The 21,318-nt window shown below is 54.5% G+C and carries 19 protein-coding genes; 15 read left to right on the top strand and 4 right to left on the bottom strand.

The features are described from left to right. The first annotated feature begins 97 nt into the window (after positions 1–97). The 3 genes from LX66_RS20220 (at position 98) to LX66_RS20210 (ending at position 2,039) form a co-directional block, all read left to right on the top strand. Entirely contained in the window at positions 98–835 is a 738-nt protein-coding gene (locus tag LX66_RS20220) for a porin family protein (protein ID WP_145716927.1), read from the top strand. 57 nt (positions 836–892) lie between these two features. Further along, positions 893–1,123, top strand: coding sequence for a hypothetical protein (locus LX66_RS20215; RefSeq protein WP_145716925.1), 231 nt, complete (start codon positions 893–895; stop codon positions 1,121–1,123). Between the two features lie 538 nt (positions 1,124–1,661). Next, positions 1,662–2,039: a hypothetical protein gene (locus tag LX66_RS20210; RefSeq protein WP_145716923.1), complete on the top strand. Its 378-nt coding sequence runs from the start codon at positions 1,662–1,664 to the stop codon at positions 2,037–2,039. A 60-nt stretch (positions 2,040–2,099) separates the two neighbouring features. Here LX66_RS20210 and LX66_RS20205 read toward each other — a convergent pair whose 3' ends face one another. Next, positions 2,100–3,467: a phosphatase PAP2 family protein gene (locus LX66_RS20205; protein WP_145716921.1), complete on the bottom strand. Its 1,368-nt coding sequence runs from the start codon at positions 3,465–3,467 to the stop codon at positions 2,100–2,102. Between the two features lie 160 nt (positions 3,468–3,627). Between LX66_RS20205 and LX66_RS20200 the strand changes: the two genes are divergently transcribed. The 11 genes from LX66_RS20200 (at position 3,628) to LX66_RS20150 (ending at position 19,079) form a co-directional block, all read left to right on the top strand. Then, positions 3,628–4,359, top strand: coding sequence for a GntR family transcriptional regulator (locus tag LX66_RS20200; RefSeq protein ID WP_145716919.1), 732 nt, complete (start codon positions 3,628–3,630; stop codon positions 4,357–4,359). Between the two features lie 74 nt (positions 4,360–4,433). Beyond that, positions 4,434–5,336, top strand: a complete 903-nt coding sequence (locus tag LX66_RS20195) for an ROK family protein (protein WP_158642691.1) — start codon at positions 4,434–4,436, stop codon at positions 5,334–5,336. A gap of 34 nt (positions 5,337–5,370) precedes the next feature. Next, a complete protein-coding gene (locus tag LX66_RS20190; RefSeq protein ID WP_145716916.1) occupies positions 5,371–7,137 on the top strand; it encodes a class I mannose-6-phosphate isomerase in 1,767 nt (588 codons plus the stop codon). Positions 7,138–7,154: 17 nt separating this feature from the next. Continuing rightward, the gene (locus LX66_RS20185; RefSeq protein WP_145716914.1) at positions 7,155–9,482 is read left to right on the top strand and encodes a GH92 family glycosyl hydrolase; all 2,328 of its coding nucleotides are present in this window, start codon (positions 7,155–7,157) and stop codon (positions 9,480–9,482) included. 57 nt (positions 9,483–9,539) lie between these two features. Continuing rightward, entirely contained in the window at positions 9,540–9,956 is a 417-nt protein-coding gene (locus LX66_RS20180; RefSeq protein ID WP_158642690.1) for a carboxypeptidase-like regulatory domain-containing protein, read from the top strand. Then, positions 9,911–12,631, top strand: a complete 2,721-nt coding sequence (locus LX66_RS20175) for a SusC/RagA family TonB-linked outer membrane protein (protein WP_145716911.1) — start codon at positions 9,911–9,913, stop codon at positions 12,629–12,631. The genes LX66_RS20180 and LX66_RS20175 overlap by 46 nt, the downstream gene beginning before the upstream one ends. Before the next feature lie 22 nt (positions 12,632–12,653). Then, entirely contained in the window at positions 12,654–14,261 is a 1,608-nt protein-coding gene (locus tag LX66_RS20170) for a RagB/SusD family nutrient uptake outer membrane protein (RefSeq protein ID WP_145716909.1), read from the top strand. 46 nt (positions 14,262–14,307) lie between these two features. After that, complete coding sequence (locus tag LX66_RS20165) at positions 14,308–15,447, top strand: SusE domain-containing protein (protein WP_145716907.1); 1,140 nt, start codon at positions 14,308–14,310, stop codon at positions 15,445–15,447. A 32-nt stretch (positions 15,448–15,479) separates the two neighbouring features. Then, positions 15,480–16,679, top strand: a complete 1,200-nt coding sequence (locus LX66_RS20160) for a glycoside hydrolase family 76 protein (RefSeq protein ID WP_158642689.1) — start codon at positions 15,480–15,482, stop codon at positions 16,677–16,679. Between the two features lie 29 nt (positions 16,680–16,708). Continuing rightward, positions 16,709–17,899, top strand: coding sequence for a glycoside hydrolase family 76 protein (locus LX66_RS20155; protein ID WP_145716903.1), 1,191 nt, complete (start codon positions 16,709–16,711; stop codon positions 17,897–17,899). 1 nt (position 17,900) lies between these two features. Then, positions 17,901–19,079: an MFS transporter gene (locus tag LX66_RS20150; RefSeq protein ID WP_211366408.1), complete on the top strand. Its 1,179-nt coding sequence runs from the start codon at positions 17,901–17,903 to the stop codon at positions 19,077–19,079. On the opposite strand, the gene LX66_RS20145 is transcribed toward LX66_RS20150, so the two are convergent. The 3 genes from LX66_RS20145 to LX66_RS20135 all read right to left on the bottom strand — a co-directional run bounded on the left by LX66_RS20145 (position 19,076) and on the right by LX66_RS20135 (position 20,733). Next, positions 19,076–19,645 (bottom strand): toxin-antitoxin system YwqK family antitoxin, encoded by a 570-nt coding sequence (locus LX66_RS20145; RefSeq protein WP_145716901.1) that lies wholly within the window; start codon positions 19,643–19,645, stop codon positions 19,076–19,078. The two genes, LX66_RS20150 and LX66_RS20145, sit on opposite strands and share 4 nt — an antisense overlap. 85 nt (positions 19,646–19,730) lie before the next feature. Next, the gene (locus LX66_RS20140) at positions 19,731–20,327 is read right to left on the bottom strand and encodes a hypothetical protein (RefSeq protein WP_145716900.1); all 597 of its coding nucleotides are present in this window, start codon (positions 20,325–20,327) and stop codon (positions 19,731–19,733) included. 100 nt (positions 20,328–20,427) lie between these two features. Next, positions 20,428–20,733 carry a hypothetical protein gene (locus LX66_RS20135; RefSeq protein ID WP_145716898.1) on the bottom strand — a complete coding sequence of 102 codons (306 nt, stop codon included), beginning with the start codon at positions 20,731–20,733 and terminating at the stop codon, positions 20,428–20,430. 75 nt (positions 20,734–20,808) lie between these two features. Here LX66_RS20135 and LX66_RS20130 point away from each other — a divergent pair, with 75 nt between their 5' ends. Further along, on the top strand, positions 20,809–21,267 hold the full coding sequence (locus tag LX66_RS20130) for a lipocalin-like domain-containing protein (RefSeq protein WP_145716896.1): 459 nt from the start codon (positions 20,809–20,811) through the stop codon (positions 21,265–21,267). Positions 21,268–21,318: the final 51 nt, after the last annotated feature.

The following is a 21,318-nucleotide window of genomic DNA, read 5'->3' as shown; positions in this document are numbered from 1 at the left end:
TAAAAGTTAAAGAAAACACAATTTTGACAGGGCTTTCAGCGTCCGGACAGGTTATCTGCATTTTCTTTTTATATTGCTCTGCAAACCCTCATTGCCCATGAAAAAAATGATACTGTTAACCTTGCTGAGCTTATATTTTTCAGCCACCCATGCCCAAACCTCCTTTGGAATTTTAGCCGGCGCCAGGAACGCAACACAGCGTGTCGGAAACGAAAGCTCCAGCGCAAACAATAAGTTCTTCCTGCTATGGCATGCAGGCATTGTTGCAGATATACCGCTGGCTGGCAGATTTTACCTACAGCCGCAGTTGCTTGTTAGTAGAAAAGGCAGCTATACGGCATCGCACAACCTGGATAGCACCATTTATTATCTTATTTCAGATGCATCCGGGAAAGTGCGTATGACATACCTTGAGCTGCCAGTGAACGTGCTCTATAAGTTCACTTTAGGCGCCGGAAAGTTTGTTGCCGGCGGAGGACCTTATATTGCTTATGGTCTGGGTGGCAAAAGCAAATATGTCCATACGTACCGGAGCAACGGGCAGACTCATACTTTTGAACAAAAAGTAAGGTTCAGCAATGAAATGCATTCAAGCTCCGAAACATTTAATAAATACGACTATTACAGGCCACTGGACGCCGGGCTTAATCTTATAGCAGGTTATGAACTGCGTAATGGCTTGTTCTTTAACATCAATTATAGCCTGGGACTCACGAATGTGTCTCCTTCAGACGGCGCTTTCTCAGATGGCAGCTTCTATAGGTACCCTACCGCAAAGAACAGCTACCTCGGCATTTCGTTAGGGTATTTTCTCAAGAAAAGTGACCGGGGCTAACATGCCACCGGGTTGTTTTGGCATAATTTTCCCGCCATTTCCTGTAAAGCAATGCATATGGCACACGATCATGAAGATACGCCCAGACCCGCTCCCGGCGGCGGCAATGCCAGCAATCCTGCTCCGGGCCAGGAAAATGAGCCCGGTAAAGGCATGTTCGATGAAAAGGCGGAAAAATACCTGAAGGAAAGCGCCAACATAGAGGATATGCCGGACCCGGAAGAAGACCGGGAAGCGGAGGAGCGACTGAAGAAGGAAAAGGATGAGGACAAGAATAAGGACAGCTAACATCTTTGTAGTTGCTATTATAATTTTTAATGATTATCCGCTTTCTTATACCAGGAGTTGGTGTTCGCAGCATAGCTTTGCGCTCCGCGCTACTTTGCGGGCTTTGCGTCCCAGGAATATTTTTTGGACGCAAAGATCGCCAGGAAGCGCTAAGGACGCAGAGATGGTAGAAATTAGGTATAAGAAAGCGGATAATCATTTAATTTTTTTATTGCCTCGATATATTCTTCCAGCTTATTGCTGCAGACTTCAATAGTGGCAGGGATGCCTTTCCCTACTGCACGGTATTTTTTTTTGTTCCAAACTCAACGGGGACATTTCTCAACAATATTCCCCCCTTTGTGACTTTTCCGCAATCAGATAAATGACTGGCGCATCCCGGCGGTTAGAAAAATGGCGGCCCTCAAAACGTTGATACGGCTGAGCTGCTTGTGATTGGGAATCAAATAAATGCATACTTCCTGCAACGTTATGGCTGCCTTTCTGGTATACCCTTTGTATTTCCAGGTTTAGTATTGTTCAATAAAAAAAACAGTTTATGAAATCGATCACGAGCATTTTGAGCATGACATTACTGGCTACATTTTTATTGGTCTCCTGCAGTAAGGATACGGACCCTGCGGATACGGATATTTTTACCGGCACTTTTAAAGGTGAAATAGGGTACACTGATGGAGAAACAAATATTAGCCAGGAAAACGGGAGCGTGTTTGTTACAAAAGTAGGCAGCCGTTATGACTTCCGGTTCTCCGATAATATACCGGACCTCACCGGGGTTGAGTTTGAACAAAAGGACGATAATACGATGGTCAATATCGGGGCTTCCGGCACCGGGGTGATCACGATCAACAAGGATAACCTGAACATTGCTTTTTCCCGGGATGGGCAGACCTGGTCGGCAGATTGTACCAGGTAGCTTTTTTGATGATATACGAGGAATAAAAACCGATGGCCGTCATGTTATGGCCATCGGTTTTTACCATAAAAAAGCCGTCAGGCCCAGGCCGAACGCCAGGTGGTCAAACCGCACCTTTTCCGTGCCCAGGTGCTCGAATACATACTTCCCGTTGGTATCGATGTCTGAAAGAATATCCAGCGTAAAATCATGATCGGAGTCGAAGTAGCTGGCATACACTTTCAGTCCCAGGTTCCGGCCTACCCGTTTCTGTATGCCCAATCCGGCAGACCAGCTAAAGGCGCGCTCCGGCTTGTAACGCAGGTAAGGGAGCTCGGGCGCTTCAAATACTTCCTGGTATTCCTCGTTCAGTTGCAGCATGATATCGCCCTGCGCGCCGGAGGAGGAGCCGGCGATCACCTTCCCCGTAATGAACCAGTTACGCGGCAGGGGCACGCTGAAAAATGGGCCGGCATGCAGGTAGCGCAATCCCATGGGTTGTGTATAATGGCCGGTGCTGATAACGGGAATGTCCGGGTCATCAAAGCTAACATTGTCATCATCGATGGGGAAGCTGGTAAATGCAAACTCCCCGCCGATGCCGATATTCCGGTGAAAGAACCACGCGCCTTCCACGCCCAGGTTGAACCCCGTCCGGGCATACAGGTCGTCTGCCTTGGGCGTAAGGTCCCTGCTGGTGGCCACGGCAAAGCCCATACGTACCTCCAGGAAGCTGGGTTTGTTATTTACCGGCAGGGGATCTTTGTGCAGGAGGGGACGGGCGCCTTTGTCCTTAAATAGCTGGTCGGCAATAATATACCCCAGCTCGGTAGACAGTATCCCGATGCCGGCCCCGGCCAGCACATCGGATATCCAGTGCCGGTTGTTCATCTGTCTTCCAATAGCCGTTGCCGTAGCGGCGGTGTAGCCGCCTATGCTGTACAGGGGGCTGCGGTACTGCCCGTATTCCTTATGCAGGAAGCTCGCATTCATGAAGGAATTGGCCGTATGCCCGGAAGGGAAGGAATTATTGGAGCTGCCATCCGGCCGTTCCACCTTGGCGGTGTACTTGATGGCATTTACCAGCGCGCCCATGATCACGGCGGAAAATGCATAGGACACAAAGGCCCGCTTAACCGTATGCCTCCCGCGAACGCCGGCCGCATTCAGGCCAAATACGGTCACAGCCGGCAGGTACTGCAGGTAATCGTCGTAATGATGCCGGAAGGTGGGAATATAGCGGTTCCTGAACTTACGCACTTCCGCCCGCTCTCCCCAGGTGAGGGCGCTGGCGGCAAAGAAGCCCAGGGGCACTGCACTGATCCGTACAGGCTGGCTGTTCCAGAAACCGTTCCGGTCAGCAAGGGGAAGGGAATCTGCCGGCTGTTGTGCCTTCGCGGCGGCTGAAAGCAGGAGACCGGCGAGCAGGAGAGAGCGGCGTGCGAACATAAGACATGGTTGTTTTTTAAAAATTCCTTTACGGTCCTACCCTTATAACAAAAAGCCCCACATTTGGTTCGTATGCAGGCCATTACCGGGAGCGGTCCGTAAAATAAATCCGGCACTATTTGGAAATCCGGGAAATGTTTGTATGTTTGAACATTCATACATGGATTTAAAGATCAATCATAAAAGCAAATTGCCGCTGCACATCCAGGTAGAGGAGCTGTTGCGGAACCTGGTCAGCCAGCCGGAGTACCAGAATGGCGCTTTCCTGCCAAAGGAGGTAGAACTGGCCAACCGGCTTGGCGTATCCCGGAATACGATCCGGCAGGCCGCCAACAAGCTGGAATATGAAGGGCTGCTGGTAAGGAAAAAAGGAGTGGGGACCAAGGTAGTGCGGAACCATCTCTCCACCAGCCTGCATGACTGGCAGAGCTTTACAAAGGAGATGTCGAAGCGCGGCATCGTTACGTCCAACCTGTTGCTGACGCTGGAAAATGTAAAGGCCGGTGAAAAGATCGCCGCCTTCTTCAATATAGCACCCGGTACCAGCGTGTGCAAGCTCAGCAAGTTGAAGGGGGTGGACGGGGAGCCGATCGTTTACTTTGAAAGTTATTTCCATCCACGTATTACCTTAACGGAGAATGATGACCTGAACCGCCCGCTCTACCAACTGTTGTCGGAAAAATTCGGCATCGTGGTCGTGCGTTCCAGCGAGCATATCAGCGCGCTGATGGCGGGCAAGGTGGCAAAGAAATTACAGGTAGATCCGAAGAGTCCCATTCTTTTCAGGGAACGTTTTGTATATGATCCCGGCGACAGACCGGTGGAGTACAATGTTGGATATTACAGGTCCGACAAGTTCACATATTCTATTGAAATAAGATCAGAAGCCTGATCCGGCTGTTTTCCTTTTTCCCGCCCCGCAGGGAAAAGGGCTTTTTTTATTTAAATTCAAATATGTTCAAACATATGGACAAAGAACTGGTAGTTGGAGCAGACATAGGCGGTTCACATATTACCGCCGCCCTGGTGGACCTGGAGAGCGGCGCAGTGCTGGAGGATACCGTGCAGAAACAGGCGGTAAATGCCGCTGCCGGCGCCGGCGAAATACTGCAGCGCTGGGCCTCCGCCATAGACCGGGCCATCCAAGCGGTTACCGTAAACGTACCCGCTATCGGCATCGCCATGCCCGGCCCCTTCGACTACCCGAACGGCGTATCGCTGATAAAGGGAGTGGCCAAGTACGAGGCGTTGTATGGCGCCAACATCCGTACTGCTTTGAAACAGGCCCTGGACTTTCCGGGCAGCATATACTTCGGGAACGACGCCTCCTGCTTTGCGCTGGGCGAGGCATGGGCGGGGGAGGGCGCCGGCTGCTCCCGCATGGTGGCCGTTACACTGGGCACCGGCCTGGGCGGCAGCTTCCTGCAGGATAACCGGATACTGCAGCAGGGCGCAGGCGTGCCCCCGGAGGGATACATCTACCATCTTCCCTACAGGAACGGCATTGCAGAAGATTATATCTCTTCTCGCTGGCTGATAAGCGAGTACCAGGCCCGCACGGGCCGCAGCCTCCCGGATGTAAAAGCGATCAGTGAGCTGGCGGAAAAACAGGATGCCATTGCACTGCAGCTATTCCATGAAATGGGAATGGCATTGGGAGAAGTATTGTCGCCCTGGTTGCGTGAGTTCCAGGCACAGCGCCTGGTGATCGGCGGGAATATCCGCAAGGCGCACCCGTTTTTCCTGCCCGCATTGCAACAATGGCTGCTGGAAAACGAGGTGGGCGCCAGCGTGCAGATCTCTTCCCGCGGCGAGCGGTCTGCCCTGGCCGGCGCTGCCTGGGTATGCAAAACAGCCGGCCAGGCATAACAGCGCTATATACAACAGTAAAAGAACAGCAATAATGAACTGGAGAAAAACGACTCAACCCTTGATGCCGCTTACAACGGCGCAGTATCAGCCTCCCGCCGCAGGCAGCTATGACATGTACCCATATACGAAGTTGGGCAATGGAAAGATCTGCTGCGGGTACGGCAGCCTGGCCAACTGGATGAAAGACCATCCGGTTGTGCTGGTAGACGGATATGTTGGTAATGACTGGGAGTATATAGGCGCCTCCCTGGAAAAAGAGCTGGCAGCAGCAGGGGTAAAGGCACACCTGGTATACACCGCGGCGTTCCTGAAACCGGAGGAAGAGATCGGATTGCTGGTGCAGCCCTTCATCGGGGAGAAAGGAACAGTATGGGGTAAAAGAGCCTCCATTACCCTACGGGATCTTTTTGACGGCGAAAAGCTCCGCAATATACAGGTGGTGCCGGAAGCCGTCAACATCATTATCGGGGTAGGCGCGGCGCTTACCGGCCTGCAGGCGCCGGTCGTATACATGGATCTGCCCAAGAATGAGCTGCAATACCGCATGCGCGCCCGCGCGGCCAATAACATCGGCAAGCAGCAATGGGACGATAACCAGGAAACCTACAAGCGGTTCTACTTCGTGGACTGGGTACTGCTGAATGCGCACAAGCAGGAGATATTGCCTGCAGTAGCGCTCATCGCGGACGGCCAGTGGAAAGACCAGGTTACCTGGGCCAGGCGCGGGGATATCAGTGAAGGCCTGCAGTTCATTTCCAGGAACGTCTTCCGTGTACGGCCCTGGTTCGAGGCCGGCGCCTGGGGGGGCCACTGGATGAAGCAGCGGATCAGCCACCTGAACAAGGAGGAAGTGAACTATGCATGGTCCTTTGAAATGATCGTCCCGGAAAACGGCCTCGTGTTTGAAAGCGACGGCCGGTTGCTGGAGATCGCGTTTGACTGGCTGATGATGGAACATGCAGCGGAAGTGCTGGGCGCAGATGCACAGCGCTTTGGCATTGAATTCCCCATCCGATTCGATTTCCTGGATACGTTCGATGGCGGCAATCTTTCGATCCAGTGCCATCCCCGGTTAAAGTACATACAGGAGCAATTCGGGGAAACGATCACCCAGGATGAAACCTATTATATACTCGATTGCAGGGAAGACGCCCGGGTGTACCTGGGTTTCCAGGAGGATAATGATCCCGCGGCATTCCGGGAGGCGCTGGAAGAAAGCGCCGCCACCGGTAAGCCCGTGGATATTGACAGGTACGTGCAGTCGCACCCCGCCCATAAGCATGATTTCTTCCTGATCCCCAACGGTACGGTGCATAGTTCCGGCAAGAACAACCTGGTGCTGGAGATCAGCGCTACGCCCTACATTTTTACTTTCAAGATGTACGATTGGGTGAGGCTGGACCTCAACGGCAGGCCGCGCCCCATTAACATCGATCATGCTTTCAGGAACCTGGACTTCAGCCGAAAGGGCAAACGGGTGAAGGAAGAGCTTATTTCCAGGCAGGAGGTGATGGAAAAAGGGCCTGACTGGCGGCTCCTGCACCTGCCCACGCATCCCGAGCACTTTTATGACGTGCACCGGATGGAATTTGCGGAGAGCATGGAAGTAACCACCGGCGGGAAATGCCATGTGCTGATGCTGGTGGAGGGACAGTCGGTAATAGTGGAAACGGCCAACGGTTTCCGGCAGCGCTATAACTACGCGGAGACCTTTGCCATCCCCGCCGCTGCAGGATCTTACAGGATCATCAATGAAGGAAAGGAAATGGCGAAGGTGGTAAAGGCCTTCATAAAATAAAAATAAACAGCACGGTTATGAAAAAAATGATATGGTTATTGGGCTGCTTGCTCGTCCTGTCAGGTACGGGACTTCGTGCGCAGGATGCAGCAGACCTTACCAGATACGTAGATCCTTTAATAGGAACGGCCCATTGCCGCTGGTTCCATTTCACGCCCGGCGCAGCTCCCTTCGGGATGGCCAAACCGGCTCCCTCTACCAACGGGCACGAAGGGAATCCCAACGGGTGGGAAGCAGTGGGGTACGATTACCGGCATACCAGTATTGAAGGGTTTCCCAATTTTCACGAATTCCAGGTAGGCGGCGTGTCATTAATGCCTACTACCGGTACGCTGATCACTACACCGGGCGAGCGGAAAGATTCGCTGTCCGGTTACCGCTCTGCCTTTGATCATCAGCACGAGAAGGCCACTGCTGGCTATTATGCCGTGTTGCTGAAGCGATATGGTATCAGGGCGGAGCTGACAGCTACGGAAAGAGTAGCGTTCCAGCGTTACACTTTTCCTGCCGGCAACAATTCCCATATCCTTTTTGACATAGGCAACAAGCAGGGCGAAAGCGGTGAGGTAAAGGACGCCCGCGTATACATGAGCGCCGATGGGCGTATAGAGGGCTACGTGATCACATTGCCGGCCTACGTGCAAAAATACCAGCCGGGCGCAGAAGTAGCCATGTTCTTTTCCGCCGTGGTGGATAAACAGCCGCTGGGCTACGGCACTTTCCGCGGCGACAGTCAAACCGCAGGCAGCCGGGAGATCAGCGGGAAAGGCGCCGGCCTTTACCTGACCTTTGCTACCAGGGAGCAGGAAACCGTGACGGTGAAGATCGGGCTTTCCTATACTTCCATCGAAAACGCCCGCCTTAACCTGCAAAGAGAAGCCGCGACCATGACCTTTGATGCGGCCCGCGAACGTACGCACGGGAAATGGAATGAATACCTGGGCAGGATCACTGTGAAAGGGGGCTTGCGGGCAGACCGGATAAAATTCTATACCGGCCTGTATCATGCCCTGCTGGGCCGCGGCCTGGCCAGCGATGTGAATGGCGCCTACCCGAAGAATACGGGCGGCGTTGGCAACATACCCCTGGATAAACAGGGACGCCCGCTGCACAACCACTACAATACGGACGCGGTATGGGGCGCATACTGGAATTTAACGCCTTTATGGGCCCTGGCCTATCCCGAGTATTATTCGGATTTCATCAGCAGCCAGTTGCTGGTGTATGACGATGCCGGCTGGCTGGGCGATGGCATTGCCTGTAGCAGGTATGTGTCCGGCGTGGGCACCAATTTCGTGGGGCTGGTGATTGCCGGCGCCTACAATTACGGCATCCGTGATTTTGATACCCGGAAAGGATATGCGGCTGCGCTGAAGAACGAGATCGGTTACCAGCACCGGCCGGAAGGTGCAGGGAAGGACGATGTGGAGCGTTTCAGGAAATACGGCTATGTCAATCATATCGATCCGCCCCCCGGGCAATGGTGCTTCTCCAGCTCCCACACGCTGGAATATTCCTTCAGCGCATTTGCCGTGGCGCAGTGGGCAAAAGCGCTGGGCAGGAAAGATGATTACAGGACCCTCCTGCGCCTTTCCAAAGGATGGGAGCTGCTATTCGATACCGCTACCCGGTATATGCGTCCGCGTTATGCCGACGGCAGCTTCGTGAGCAACTTTAAGCCTGCAGAGCCCTGGCGCGGTTTCCAGGAAGGGAACGCCGGCCAGTATTCCTTTTATGTACCGCACGACCCGCAGGGCCTGATCCGCAAAATGGGAAAGGAGGAGTTCAATAAAAGGCTGGACAGCATTTTCACGGCAGCGCAAAAAACGGTATTTGGCGGCGGCACTACTATTGATGCCTTCTCCGGCCTGGAGGCGCCCTACAACCAGGGCAACCAGCCCTGCCTGCAAATGCCCTGGCTGTTCAATTATTCCGGCAAACCCTGGCTTACCCAGAAATGGGTGCGGGCCATCTGCAACGAGTTCTACGGCACAGAAGGTATTCACGGCTACGGCTATGGGCAGGACGAGGACCAGGGACAACTGGGGGCCTGGTACGTGCTGGGCGCCATTGGCCTCTTTGATGTACAGGGCGGCGCTGCCGCCAGGCCTTCCATGCAGATCGCCTCCTCGCTTTTTGACCGGGTAACCATCCGGCTTAATAAAAAATATTACAAGGGGAACCAGTTGGAGATCGTAACGCACAATAACAGCGCTGCGAATATCTACCTGCATCATCCCACATTCAACGGCAAACCGCTTCGGGACAATTCCATCCTGTTTGAACAACTGACAAAAGGGGGGACACTGGAGTATACACTGTCTGGTACACCCGCTGCACCTTAGTGTGGCGGGCCTTTAGCAAAATGAATTCCACAAACTTAACAGCAAAAAATGAAGCGTATGCAAGCTAACTGCCTGGCCATCGTCAAGAAGCTTACCTGCAAAAACAAATGCCCGCTGCTGGTCATCCTGTTTTTTATGACGATGGCGCACCACGTATTTGCACAGGAGCAACGAAGTATTACAGGCCGCATTACCGACGCCACTACACAACAACCGGTTCCCGGCGTATCGGTATCCCTGAAAGGCTCCGGTATAGGCACTGCCTCCGCCGGCGACGGTACCTTTACCTTAAAGATCCCTGCCGGTAAAGACCCGGTGCTTACCTTTTCTTCCCTGGGATATGCCAGCAGGGAGATCGCCCTTACGGCGGATAACCAGGTGAACGTATCGCTGCAACCATCCAGCAGCACTTTGTCTGACGTAGTGGTGTGGGATACGGCACCCAGAAACGTACCAGCCTTACCGGCGCGGTGAGCGTGGTAAGCGCAAAGGAACTGGATGGCAAACCGGTGACCAGCGCCGTGCAGGCCCTCCAGGGCGCCGCACCCAACCTGATCATCCAGCAGAATGTTACCGAACCGGGCGCCGCCGCCAGCATCAACGTGCGCGGCGTCAGCACGGTCAATAATACCAGCCCCCTCATCCTGGTGGATGGGGTGCCCGGCTCGCTGGAGCTGATCAATCCCAAAGACATTGAAAGCATCAGCGTGCTGAAAGATGCCGCTTCTTCCGCCATTTACGGTTCCCGTGCAGCCAATGGCGTTATACTGGTCACTACCCGTACCGGGAAGCTGAACAAGGTGCCCCGCGTCACCTACAGCGGTTTTGCCGGCTGGCAGCAGCCTACCTTCCTGGTATCGCCGCTGAGCGGGGTGGATTACATGCAGTTGAAGAACGAAGCGCTGGTGAACTCGGGCCAGCGGGCGCAGTTCTCGCCGGAGCAGATCCGCCGGCAGGGCGAAAAGGGATCGGAGAAATGGTGGATGGACGAAGTGATGAAGCCGGCCGCCCTGCAGCACAACCATAACCTGGGTGTAACAGGCGGTATGGGCAAGGTAGCCTATCTTGTTTCCGGCGGCTATATGGACCAGAACAGCCTGTACCGCGGCCCCGGCTATGGATACCAGCGCTATAATTTCAGGACCAACCTCAGCGCACAGCTCGGAAAGCTGAAGCTGGCCGGTAATTTCGCCTATGCCAAACAGGATATCCGGGAACATGCCTATTTCTCGGACTGGCTGGTGTCTACCGCACTGCGCATTCCCAGGATATATCCTATAAAAGACAGCGCCGGCAATTATTTCCTGGCACCCACTGCTTCCAACAATCCATTGGCCCAACTGGAAAAGGGCGGCCTCCGGAAATACAGCAACGGCAGCTATAACTACATGGCTTCGGCAGCATATGCGTTGACCAGCCATCTGTCCGCCAAGCTGGTGTACGGCGCAGATATCCGGGACAACAACATGGACGAGTTCCGGAAGTCCATCGACTATACGCCTTACTCCGGCTCGGATAACCAGAGCGCCCGTACCGTGAACCACGCCAGGAGCGTACAGGACAATTTCCAGGCCCTGCTGAATTATGAGCAGAGCTTCGGCAAGCTGCACAATGTAAAGGCCTTGCTGGGATATGCCACGGAAGGGTGGAAGAATGAATACCGCCAGAAACGCCAGATCAATGTAGACAATGAAACCGGCGACTCCACTGCAGGCACCAGCACGCTCACCGGCTTTAACGATACCTACGATACCCGCGTGGACCGCTGGGCGTTGAACTCCGTTTTCGGCCGGTTGAACTACAGCTACTCCGACAAGTATTTCTTTGAGTTCAATTTCCGGTATGACGAGTCCAGCCGCTTTGCCAAAGGCCACCGGGGCGCCTTCTTTCCTTCGTTTTCCGCCGCATGGCGTATCACCGACGAACCGTTCATGGCAGGCATCCGCGAGCGGGTAGGGGATCTGAAGCTGCGCGGGTCCTGGGGACAGTTGGGTAACCAGCAGATACTGTCCAACTACGGTTACCTGAACATCTACACCACCGTCAACAATATGTATGGGTTCAATAACCTGCCGCAGCCAGGCGCATCTTTCGCCGTGGGTAATCCTATTATTACCTGGGAGTCCGCCAGCTCTGCCAATATAGGCTTTGACCTGTCCATGCTGAACAACCGGCTGACCATCAGCTACGACTACTTCCGTAAGGTCACCAATGATATCCTGCTGCAGCTTACCGCACCCGGGCTGTACGGCGCCACGCCGGCCTACCAGAATGCAGGCAGGGTAAAGAACCAGGGCTTTGAAGTGGCGGTTAACTACCGGGTAAAGACCGGCGCGTTCCAGCACACCATCGGCGCCAACCTGGCGGATAACCTGAATGAAATAGTGGACTTCAAAGGGAGGACCTACCTGCAGGAAGGAGATGTGACCTATATCAATAAAGAAGGTTTTCCCATCAGCTCCTATTACGGCTTGCAGGCCGACGGGTTCTACCAGAACCTGGATGATATCAAGAACAGCCCGAAGTCCACTTTTGTGAACCAGGTGAAGCCCGGCGATATCAAGTACGTGGACCGGAACCAGGATGGCGTGATCGACAACAACGATCGCTTTGTGATGGGCAACCCTTTCCCCCGTTACACCTTCGGGTTTAATTACGCCGTGAACTGGAACGGGTTTGACGCCAGCATTTTTATACAGGGCGTCGGGAAACGGAATGTGTACCTGCGCGGCGAAGGCGTAGAGGCCTTCCATAATAACTGGGACAATGTGTATGCGCAGCATATCGACCGCTGGACACCCAACAACCCGGATGCGGATTATCCCCGCCTCACGATCGGTACGGAATCCGTGAACAACGGGGCCAATTCCACTTTCTGGCTGTTCAACGCCGCCTATGCAAGGCTGAAGAACGTGCAGTTGGGTTACACCCTGCCCGCCAGCCTCACCGGCAAAGTGAATATCGAAAAATGCCGGATCTACCTTACCGGGCAGAACCTGCTCACCGTTACCGGCATGAACGTAGGGCTGGACCCGGAGGTAACGGAGTTCAACAACAGTCTTAACCTGAACCAGTTGTCCTCCGCCAGCAGCGGCCGTATCTACCCGGTGCAGAAAGTATGGGCAGTGGGCCTGGATATTAACTTTTAACCACGTTTAAATGAATTGCGTTATGAGCAAAAAAAGATATTGTGTATGGGTGCTGGCAGCATGCCTGCTGGGAAGCGCGGCCTGTAAGAAATTGGAGCTGGGGCCTTCCTACCAGGATACCGACCTTACTTTCTGGAACAACCCGGAGGCCGCTGCCAAAGCTTTGAATAACTGCTATGCAGGCATGTACTCCGACGAGTATTACTTCTTTAACGAAAGCCTGAGCGATAACGCCCTCTGTTCCAGTTCCGTGAATGGCGGCGGTGCGCGCAGCATTGCGGAAGGCGCGTACGATGGCCGTACCAACCGCGTAGCGGGAGAGTGGAGCTATCATTTCGGCGGCATACGCAACTGCAATAACCTGCTGAATAATATTGACAAAGTGCCCGGCCTGGATGAGGGTCTGAAGAACAGGTACATCGCAGAGGCGCGCTTTATTAGGGCCTTCCATTATTTCCAGCTCATGACCTGGTACGGGGATGTGCCGCTGATAGAGAACGAGATTTCCTACGAGGAGAGCTTTGCGATTGGCCGCACGCCCCGGGCGGAAATACTGAACTATATCCTGCAGGAGCTGGATGCGGTAGCGGCCGTGCTGCCCCTGAAGCAGGAGTATAGCGAGGCGGACAAAGGCCGTATTACCAGGGGGGCCGCCGCTGCGGTAAAAGCAAAGGTGCTGCTTTATGAAAGCAGGTGGGACGAGGTGGCCGCGATCTGCGAACAGTTCATGAACGGCAACGTGTATGGCGCTTACAGCCTGTTTCCCGATTATGCCGGCATCTTTGAGCCCGAAAATGAAAATAACAGCGAGGTGATCCTGGACATGCAGTTTGTGCCGGTTTACAGGACACACGCCATGCAGCGCTTCTTTATTCCCTATACTGAAGGAACGTTGATCACCGGGATGGCGCCCTCGCAGGAGCTGGTGGACGATTACGTGATGGCAAACGGGAAGGGGATCCGGGAAGCGGGCTCCGGCTACAATGAAAGCACGCCTTTCCAGCACCGCGACCCGCGCCTGGAAGCTACCATTATCCATGACGGCTCCTCCTTTGTGACTAAAAAGGGCGATACCGTAACCATCCGTACCGCGCCCGGCACCGGCGACAACGCCGTGGACAAATCGGACGCTTCGCATACCGGGTATTATTTCCGCAAATACTATGACCGTACAGCCGACGGCAACAATAACTCCGGCCTTAACCTGGTCCTGGTCCGGTATACGGACATCCTGCTGATGTATGCCGAGGCAAAGACCATGCTGGGACAGATGGACGCAGCCGTGTGGGACAAGACCATTCAGGCGATCCGGCAAAGGGCGGGCTTTACCGACCCGGCGGCATTGAATTTTACCAATTATGCCAACCTGGGTACTACCGGCATGATGAACCTGGTGAGACGGGAGCGCCGCTGCGAGTTTGCGCTGGAAAGCCAGCGGGTATTCGACATCCGCCGCTGGCGTATAGCGGAGACCGTGATGAACGGCATCCTGCATGGGATGAAAGTAGGCAACAGTTACCTGGAAGCGGACACCCGCGTGTTCAATCCCGGTAAGCACTACCTGTGGCCGGTGCCGCAGGCAGACATCGACATGAATAAAAACCTGCTGCCTAACAACCCCGGCTGGTGATCATTAGCTATAAATATTCACATCCACATTTTTAAAACTGATTATCATGACACGTAAGTTCAATGTATATATACTGTTCCACCTGCTGCTGGCAATAGCGCTGCTGCCCGCCTGCGAGAAAGATGACACGATCAATACCAACATCTCGGGGGTTAAGGATCTTTACTATCCCGAAACGAACAAGTACATCAAGCTGCAGCCTGCCACCAATGCCGTGGTGAGCTTTGAATGGAGCCAGGCCAGGGCCGAAGACGGCAGCCTGGTGATGTACGAGGTGGTGTTTGACACCGCCGGCGGCGACTTCTCGCATCCCATCTACTCGGTGGCCTCCAACGGCAATGGCGTGGAGAATGTACTGGCGTTGTCGCATAAAACACTGAATACAATTGCCGGCAAGGCCGGTATACAACCATCCACCGCCGGTACCCTGCAGTGGACGGTAGTGGCCAGCAAAGGGCTGAACGAACTGCGCGCGGACAGCTCCCGCGAGATCGTGGTGGAAAGGCCTGCCGGCTTCACCGAGCTGCCGGTGAGCGTATACATTACCGGCGATGCTACGGAAGGTGGGGCGGACCTGGCCCAGGCAAAGCCCATGAAGCTGAACAGCGACGGCACCTTCGAGATATTTACCCGCCTGAAGGACGGCAGCTACCATTTTGCAGACCGTAACACCGGTACGCCTGTTACTTATTCCCTGCAGGGAACCCGGGTACAGGAAGGCGGTGAGAACCAGCACAGCGGCGACCAGGTATACCGCATCCGTCTTGATTTTGCCAATGCCGTGGCGGAAGTAACAGCCATCACGGAAGTGGGCATTTATGCCGCGGCCTACAATGCGGTGATCGGTACGCTGGATTATGCCGGTGACGGCGTATGGACAGGCCAGGACATCGCCATTGCCTACTATGATTTTGGTAGCTGGAAGGACGACCGCTTCAAGTTCAGGTTTGCTACCACCGATGCTTCTGGCACGGCAGACGCCGTTTTCTACGGCAGCGTGAACCAGGATAACCCGGCTCCCCCGGATGCCAATACGCCGGAGGCTTACTTCAAGCTGGTGCCGGTAGATAATTCCCAGTGGAATTTCACCTTCAAGTACCCGGCCGGTGCCGACGGTAAGAAAGGGAATTTTACCGTAACGATGAACGCCGGCGCAGACTATTCCTATGAGCTGACCGTGCAGTAAACCGCCATTGCCGAAACATTAAAGTCATGGACATGAAGCTGATAATATTTGCTATAGCCACGGGCGCATGCCTGCTGGCAGGATGTTACAAGGAGCGGGAAGATGTGCCGGTGATCACTGCGCCGGATACCACCACTGTTTCGCTCACCTATAAGGAGAGGGCCAGGACCGTGCTGGATGATATATACCGCAGCTATGCGATTGCCGGCACGGATTATTTAAAGGAGAATTTCCCGGCCCAGCCGGGCGATCCCAAATATGCTTACCTGTGGCCCTATTCCGCCGTATTTACCGCCGCCACCCTGGTAAAGCAGTTGGGCTATACCGATGCCGTTTACCAGGAGCACTTTGACAAAACGGCGAATGGCATGAACGGTTACTGGGACGCCTCCAGGACGCCTGGCGGTTACCAGTCCGCGCCGGTAAGCGAAGGCTCGTCTGACCGTTTTTATGACGATAACGCCATTACCGGGATAGACATGCTGGAAGCCTACCGGGTTACGGGCACTGCGGCGTTCCTGGAGCATGCAAAAGCCGCGTACCGCTTCTGCGCCTCCGGCGAAACGAATGAAGCAGGCGGGGGACTGTACTGGAATGAGGCCGTGCGTTTCAACAAGGATGATCCCAATTGCATAAAGGCCACCAATGTAACCGCCCTGGCGGCTACGCTGGCCCTGCAATTGTACCAGGAGGAGCAGGATGCGGAATACCTCGCCGCCGCCAAACGCTGGTACGATTGGGTGAAGCACCACATGCTGGACCCTGCGGACAACACTTTCTGGAACGCCGTCTGGCTGAAAGATCTCAGCATCGATAAAACAAAATGGACCTATAATTCCGGTGCCATGATCCAGAATGCCGCCCTGCTGTACAAGATCACGCAGGAGCAGGATTACCTGGTGGATGCAAAGGCCTGGGCGGCGGCTTCGTATGATCATTTTACCCGTACTGTTGCCGGGCAGGGAAAATTCTTTACACCCAACGATCCCTGGTTTACGGCTGTGCTGCTCCGCGGCTACCTGGAGCTGTACGGGGTGGATAAAAAGGCGGACTACATCAACACACTGGTGGCTAACGTGGACTATGCCTGGAAATACGCCCGGCTGCCCGATACCGGCCAGTTCTATGAAGACTGGTCGGGCGCAGACCTGGGCCGCTATTATTCCCTGCTGACCCAGACGGCCCTGGTGGAGATTTACGCCAGGATATCCCTTTGGAAGCAGGAAAAATAAACCGCAGGACCAATTGCATATAAGCTTGTATGATACGAAGCATATTGATCAGCATACTAATGACCGGCGTTGCTTTATCAGCAGCAGCGCAGTCCTTGCAGCCGGCCGCTGAATACCGGCGGCGGGCGGAGGAAATGTACCAGCGGGTATGGAACCTGTACCGGGTGCCGCGTTATGGATTATTTTCCGAGTATTACCCGCAGCAGCACCAGGACTCGCTTACCTATATGCAGGACGGCAAGGTGGCCTCCCGGGAGGTGAGCTATCTCTGGCCTTTCAGCGGCGTGGTATCCGCCACTAACATCATGATGCGGCTGCCGGGACGGGAAAAGGCCTACCGGCCCTTCCTGGACTCCGTTATGCATGGCATGTACCTGTACCGGGATACTTCCCGGCAGCCCGCCGGCTACCAGGCCTACCCGGTAAGGTTTGAGCAGGTGGACCGTTATTACGATGACAACGGCCTGGTGGTGATAGATTATATGGAGGCTTACGAAAACACCCGGAACAGCAGGTATCTTGCCCGGGCAAAGGAGGTATTTGCCTTTATCATGAGCGGCTGGACGGATACCCTGGGCGGCGGCGTTACCTGGCTGGAAGGGCATCATGACCAGAAGCCGGCCTGTAGCAACGGGATGGCTACCCTCTCCGCGCTGAAGCTTTACAAGGCCACCGGGGACCGGTATTACCTGGAGCAGGGGCAACGATTCTATGACTGGATGCACCGCCACCTGCGGGATTCCGCCGGGCTGTACGCCAATGATATAAAAACGGCTACCGGGAAAGTGAATCCCACTTATTATACGTATAATTCAGGCGCCATGCTGGAAGCGGCGGTGCTGCTGTACGAATTTACCGGTAACCGGGGATACCGCCAGGATGCCGCGCAAACGGCCAGGTCCGCCTATGCTTACTTTGGCAGGGCGCAGCCCGGCTTGCGGAGCGGGTTCTGCGACCTGCCCTGGTTTGCCACCGTGCTGTTCCGCGGCTACTGCGCATGGTATGCTATTGATAAAGACCCGGTATATGTAAAGGCCATCATCGCCAGGGTAGACCATGCCTGGGATAACCGCGACCGTTATGGTTTGCTGAACCATGACTGGAGCGGGAGAGCGGAGGAGGCCGGCAAGCCCAAATGGCTGCTGGATGAAGCCTGCATTGCAGAGTTGTACGGACGAATGGCCCTGTTGAATTTAAATACCAGTAATGAACAGAGATAAAATGATGTCAGCAACCCGGAACGGACAACCCGCGCAGAAGGGCGGTATCAGCCACCTGTTGCCCATATTGTTCGGCTTTTTTATAATGGGATTTGTGGATGTAGTGGGCATTGCCGCCAACTATGTAAAGCAGGATTTTGCCCTGTCGGACAGCTTGTCCAACCTGTTGCCCATGGCGGTTTTTTTGTGGTTCCTGGTCTTTTCGGTGCCAACCGGCATGTTGATGAACAGGATCGGGCGGAAGCGCACGGTGCTGCTCAGTATGATCGTTACCGTTACCGGGCTGCTGATCCCCCTGCTAGCATACACGCTGCCCATGATACTGCTGGCCTTTGCCATGATAGGGATCGGGAACACATTGCTGCAGGTAGCGCTGAACCCTTTGCTGACAAACGTGGTAAGCCGGGAGCGGTTAACCAGCAGCCTGACGGCCGGCCAGTTCGTGAAGGCCGTGTCGTCGTTCCTGGGGCCGGTCATAGCTGCCTTTGCCAGCACCGCTTTTCATGACTGGCATTTGCTGTTCCCGATGTTTGCCGGGATAACGGTGCTTTCCTTTATCTGGCTGCTGGCTACGCCGGTGCAGGAAGACAGCCGGCAGGAGCAGACATCCACCATGGCGGCATGTTTCTCCCTGCTGGGCGACCGGATGATCTTCCTGTATTTCCTGGGTATACTTACGCTCGTGGGGATAGATGTGGGGATGAATGTGTCTGCCCCCCGGATACTGATGGAAAGGACCGGCATGCCGCTGGAACAGGCGGGATATGCGGCCAGCATCTATTTTGTGTTCAAGACCGCAGGCACTTTCCTGGGCGCCATCCTGCTGGCGAAATGGGCGGCAGGTAAATGCTATTTTGTATCCGCCATAGCCGCGGTGGCGGCCATGGTGCTACTGCTGTTTGCGCCCGGCGCCGGCGCGATCTATGCCGGGGTAGCGCTGGCCGGTTTTGCCTGCGCCAATATATTCTCCATTATTTTCTCCTTCGCGCTGCAGCGCCGGCCGGAAAGGTCCAACGAGGTATCGGGACTCATGATCATGGGGGTGGCCGGCGGCGCCGTTTTCCCCTTCCTGATGGGATTGGCGTCTGATGCCGCAGGCGCCCAGTGGGGAGCGATATTTGTGTTGCTGGCCTGCTGTGGATACCACTGGATGCTGGCTACCTGGCACCGGGGATCCTAATCTTTTTTCCGCTTTCCTTCTTTCGCCTGCATTTCATGCGGCAGCAGCGGGGCGTTGGCCTTGCGCTGCGGGCCCCGGTCTTCGGTCACCAGCTCGCCGCGGCTGTAGGTTTCCCGTATCATGTGGCCTTCCTCGTCATACAGGCGCCATTCACCATGGCGAACGGAATTGCCTTTGCGCACCACTTCCACGCGGGACTCGTCCTGGGTAACCGGGTCTATCACCAGCACGGTATCGATCTCGCCTTCGATCTCCATGGCCAGCATGTTGCCTGCAGCGCTGAGCCTGCCGTTGCGGTAGTAATATTTGCAGGGGCCGTCCAGCACGCCTTGCTGGAAAGTTTCTTCTGCAACCAGGTCGCCGCTGACGTTGTACTTTTTCCAGACGCCTTCCTTGCGGTCGTTCTTGTAGGTGCCTTCCCAGGTATAGCCGGGCTCGCCGCGTAAAGGCGCTACCTCTTCCATCCAGCGGCCCTGCTTGCGTTGCTTGGCGTCCCGCTGGTTGGTCTGCGCCTGTGCGAACAGGGCAGCACAGCAAATGGCGATCAGGAGAATCGTTCTTTTCACAGGTTTTCAGGTTTATCGTTTAAAGGAATCTGCACACAAAGTAATCATTTGTGCGGGTTAAAAAAAAGGGGGAAAAGGTTCCCCCTTATTCCCCCTGTACGATAGATTTGTCCTGGATGGCGTTGTTGAAAAGTGTTTTCACCTTATACTCCTGGTGGAAGTCGTCATAGGCCACCAGTTCCCGGTCATGCCTGAATTGCAGGTCCAGCAGGTTGTGGAACCTGCGGTTGTCCGGGAAGGCCTTTTTCAGCCCCCGGATGGTCAGGGCCTGTAAGGGACCGCCGGCATAGGTGCTGAAGTAATAGCGGGGCTCCCGCGTTCTTTCCTTCCCTTTGGTGATCAGCTCTACGCGGCGGTACATCGGGAAGTGGGTTTCGTCCACTATTTTGTAGGCTTTGTTACCCACAAAGCGGTAATCCTGGCCCTGCTCGTCACGGTAACCGTACACCTGGTCTTTCCGGAAGTCTTTGGTAACCGTATTCCCTGCTACTTTCACTACCGAATGCCGGAACGGGATATCCGCCCGGATGCGGGCGCCGGGATAGCTGAGCACCCCTTTTACATAATCTTCTGCGGAGCGGTATAAGCCGCTGCCTTCCGTGCTGTTGGCCTGTGCCTGTGTGGCAGGAGCATAGAGGCTGGCTGCCATTATCAGGCATATAGAAAAAAATACATATTTCATGATTAGCTGTTTTTAACCGTAAGTAATGGTGATAAGGCTGCTATGATTAACTGCAGCGTGGTAATGGATAAGAAATTTGCAGGTGATCTCTGCCGGAATGCTATAAAATGAAAACACAGTGCCGGATGTGTACCGGTACAGACGCTGCCCGCGTTGCAGCACTGTGCGAACCGTAAAGGATTTTGCTGTTGGTGTTCCTGGTAATGTAGTGATGGCGTTGGTGCAGAACGGGAGGCTCGTGCCGCCTGGCCACCTCGTGCTCGCTGTATTCTTTGGGGGAAGTGGTATCGCCGGGCAGGCTTTCCTCCATGCAATAACGGCTGCAGGAGTAATGCCCCTGTGCGATGGCTACGGCTGAAAAGGCCGTGTAGACCAGCATTAATAATATGGCAAGATACCGTTTCATTTCCGGATGCAAATATATTGAATAATGGGCAAAGTTATCACTGCACATCCTGTGCCACGGGTGTATATTTGCCGGATGAAACGTACATTTTTTCCCGTTATGCCGGCCCTGTGCCTCCTGCTGTCCTGCAGCTCATCATCTACTACTATTACTAATACCGTTCCTCTCACCGGAACCTGGCGGTTGGTATCCGCCACCACCGTTGCGCAGGGTGACAGCTCCTTTACTGACTACACCAAAGGCGTCAGTATGATCAAGATCATCAATGACTCCCATTTTGCATTTTTAAAGCATGAGGAGAACGCTCCCCAAGATTCCTCCAACCACTTTGGTGCGGGCGGCGGCAGCTATACCCTGGAGGGCGATACTTATACCGAGCACCTGGATTATTTTGCAGACCGCAACTGGGAAGGAAAAACCTTTGTTTTTACCGTCAGCATCCACAACGATACGCTCACGCAAAGAGGCATCGAGAAAGTGGAAAGCGCCGGCGTGGACCGCGAGATCATCGAGCGCTACGTGCGGGTGAAATAATAGTCGCTGCTCATTCGATTAACATTTCTATAACATTTAGTTATAACAAAT

The sequence above is a fragment of the Chitinophaga japonensis genome, from assembly GCF_007830125.1.
Lineage (GTDB): Bacteria > Bacteroidota > Bacteroidia > Chitinophagales > Chitinophagaceae > Chitinophaga > Chitinophaga japonensis.
Note: the sequence above shows the minus strand (reverse complement) of the source record. Positions and strands in the feature narration are given on the sequence as shown.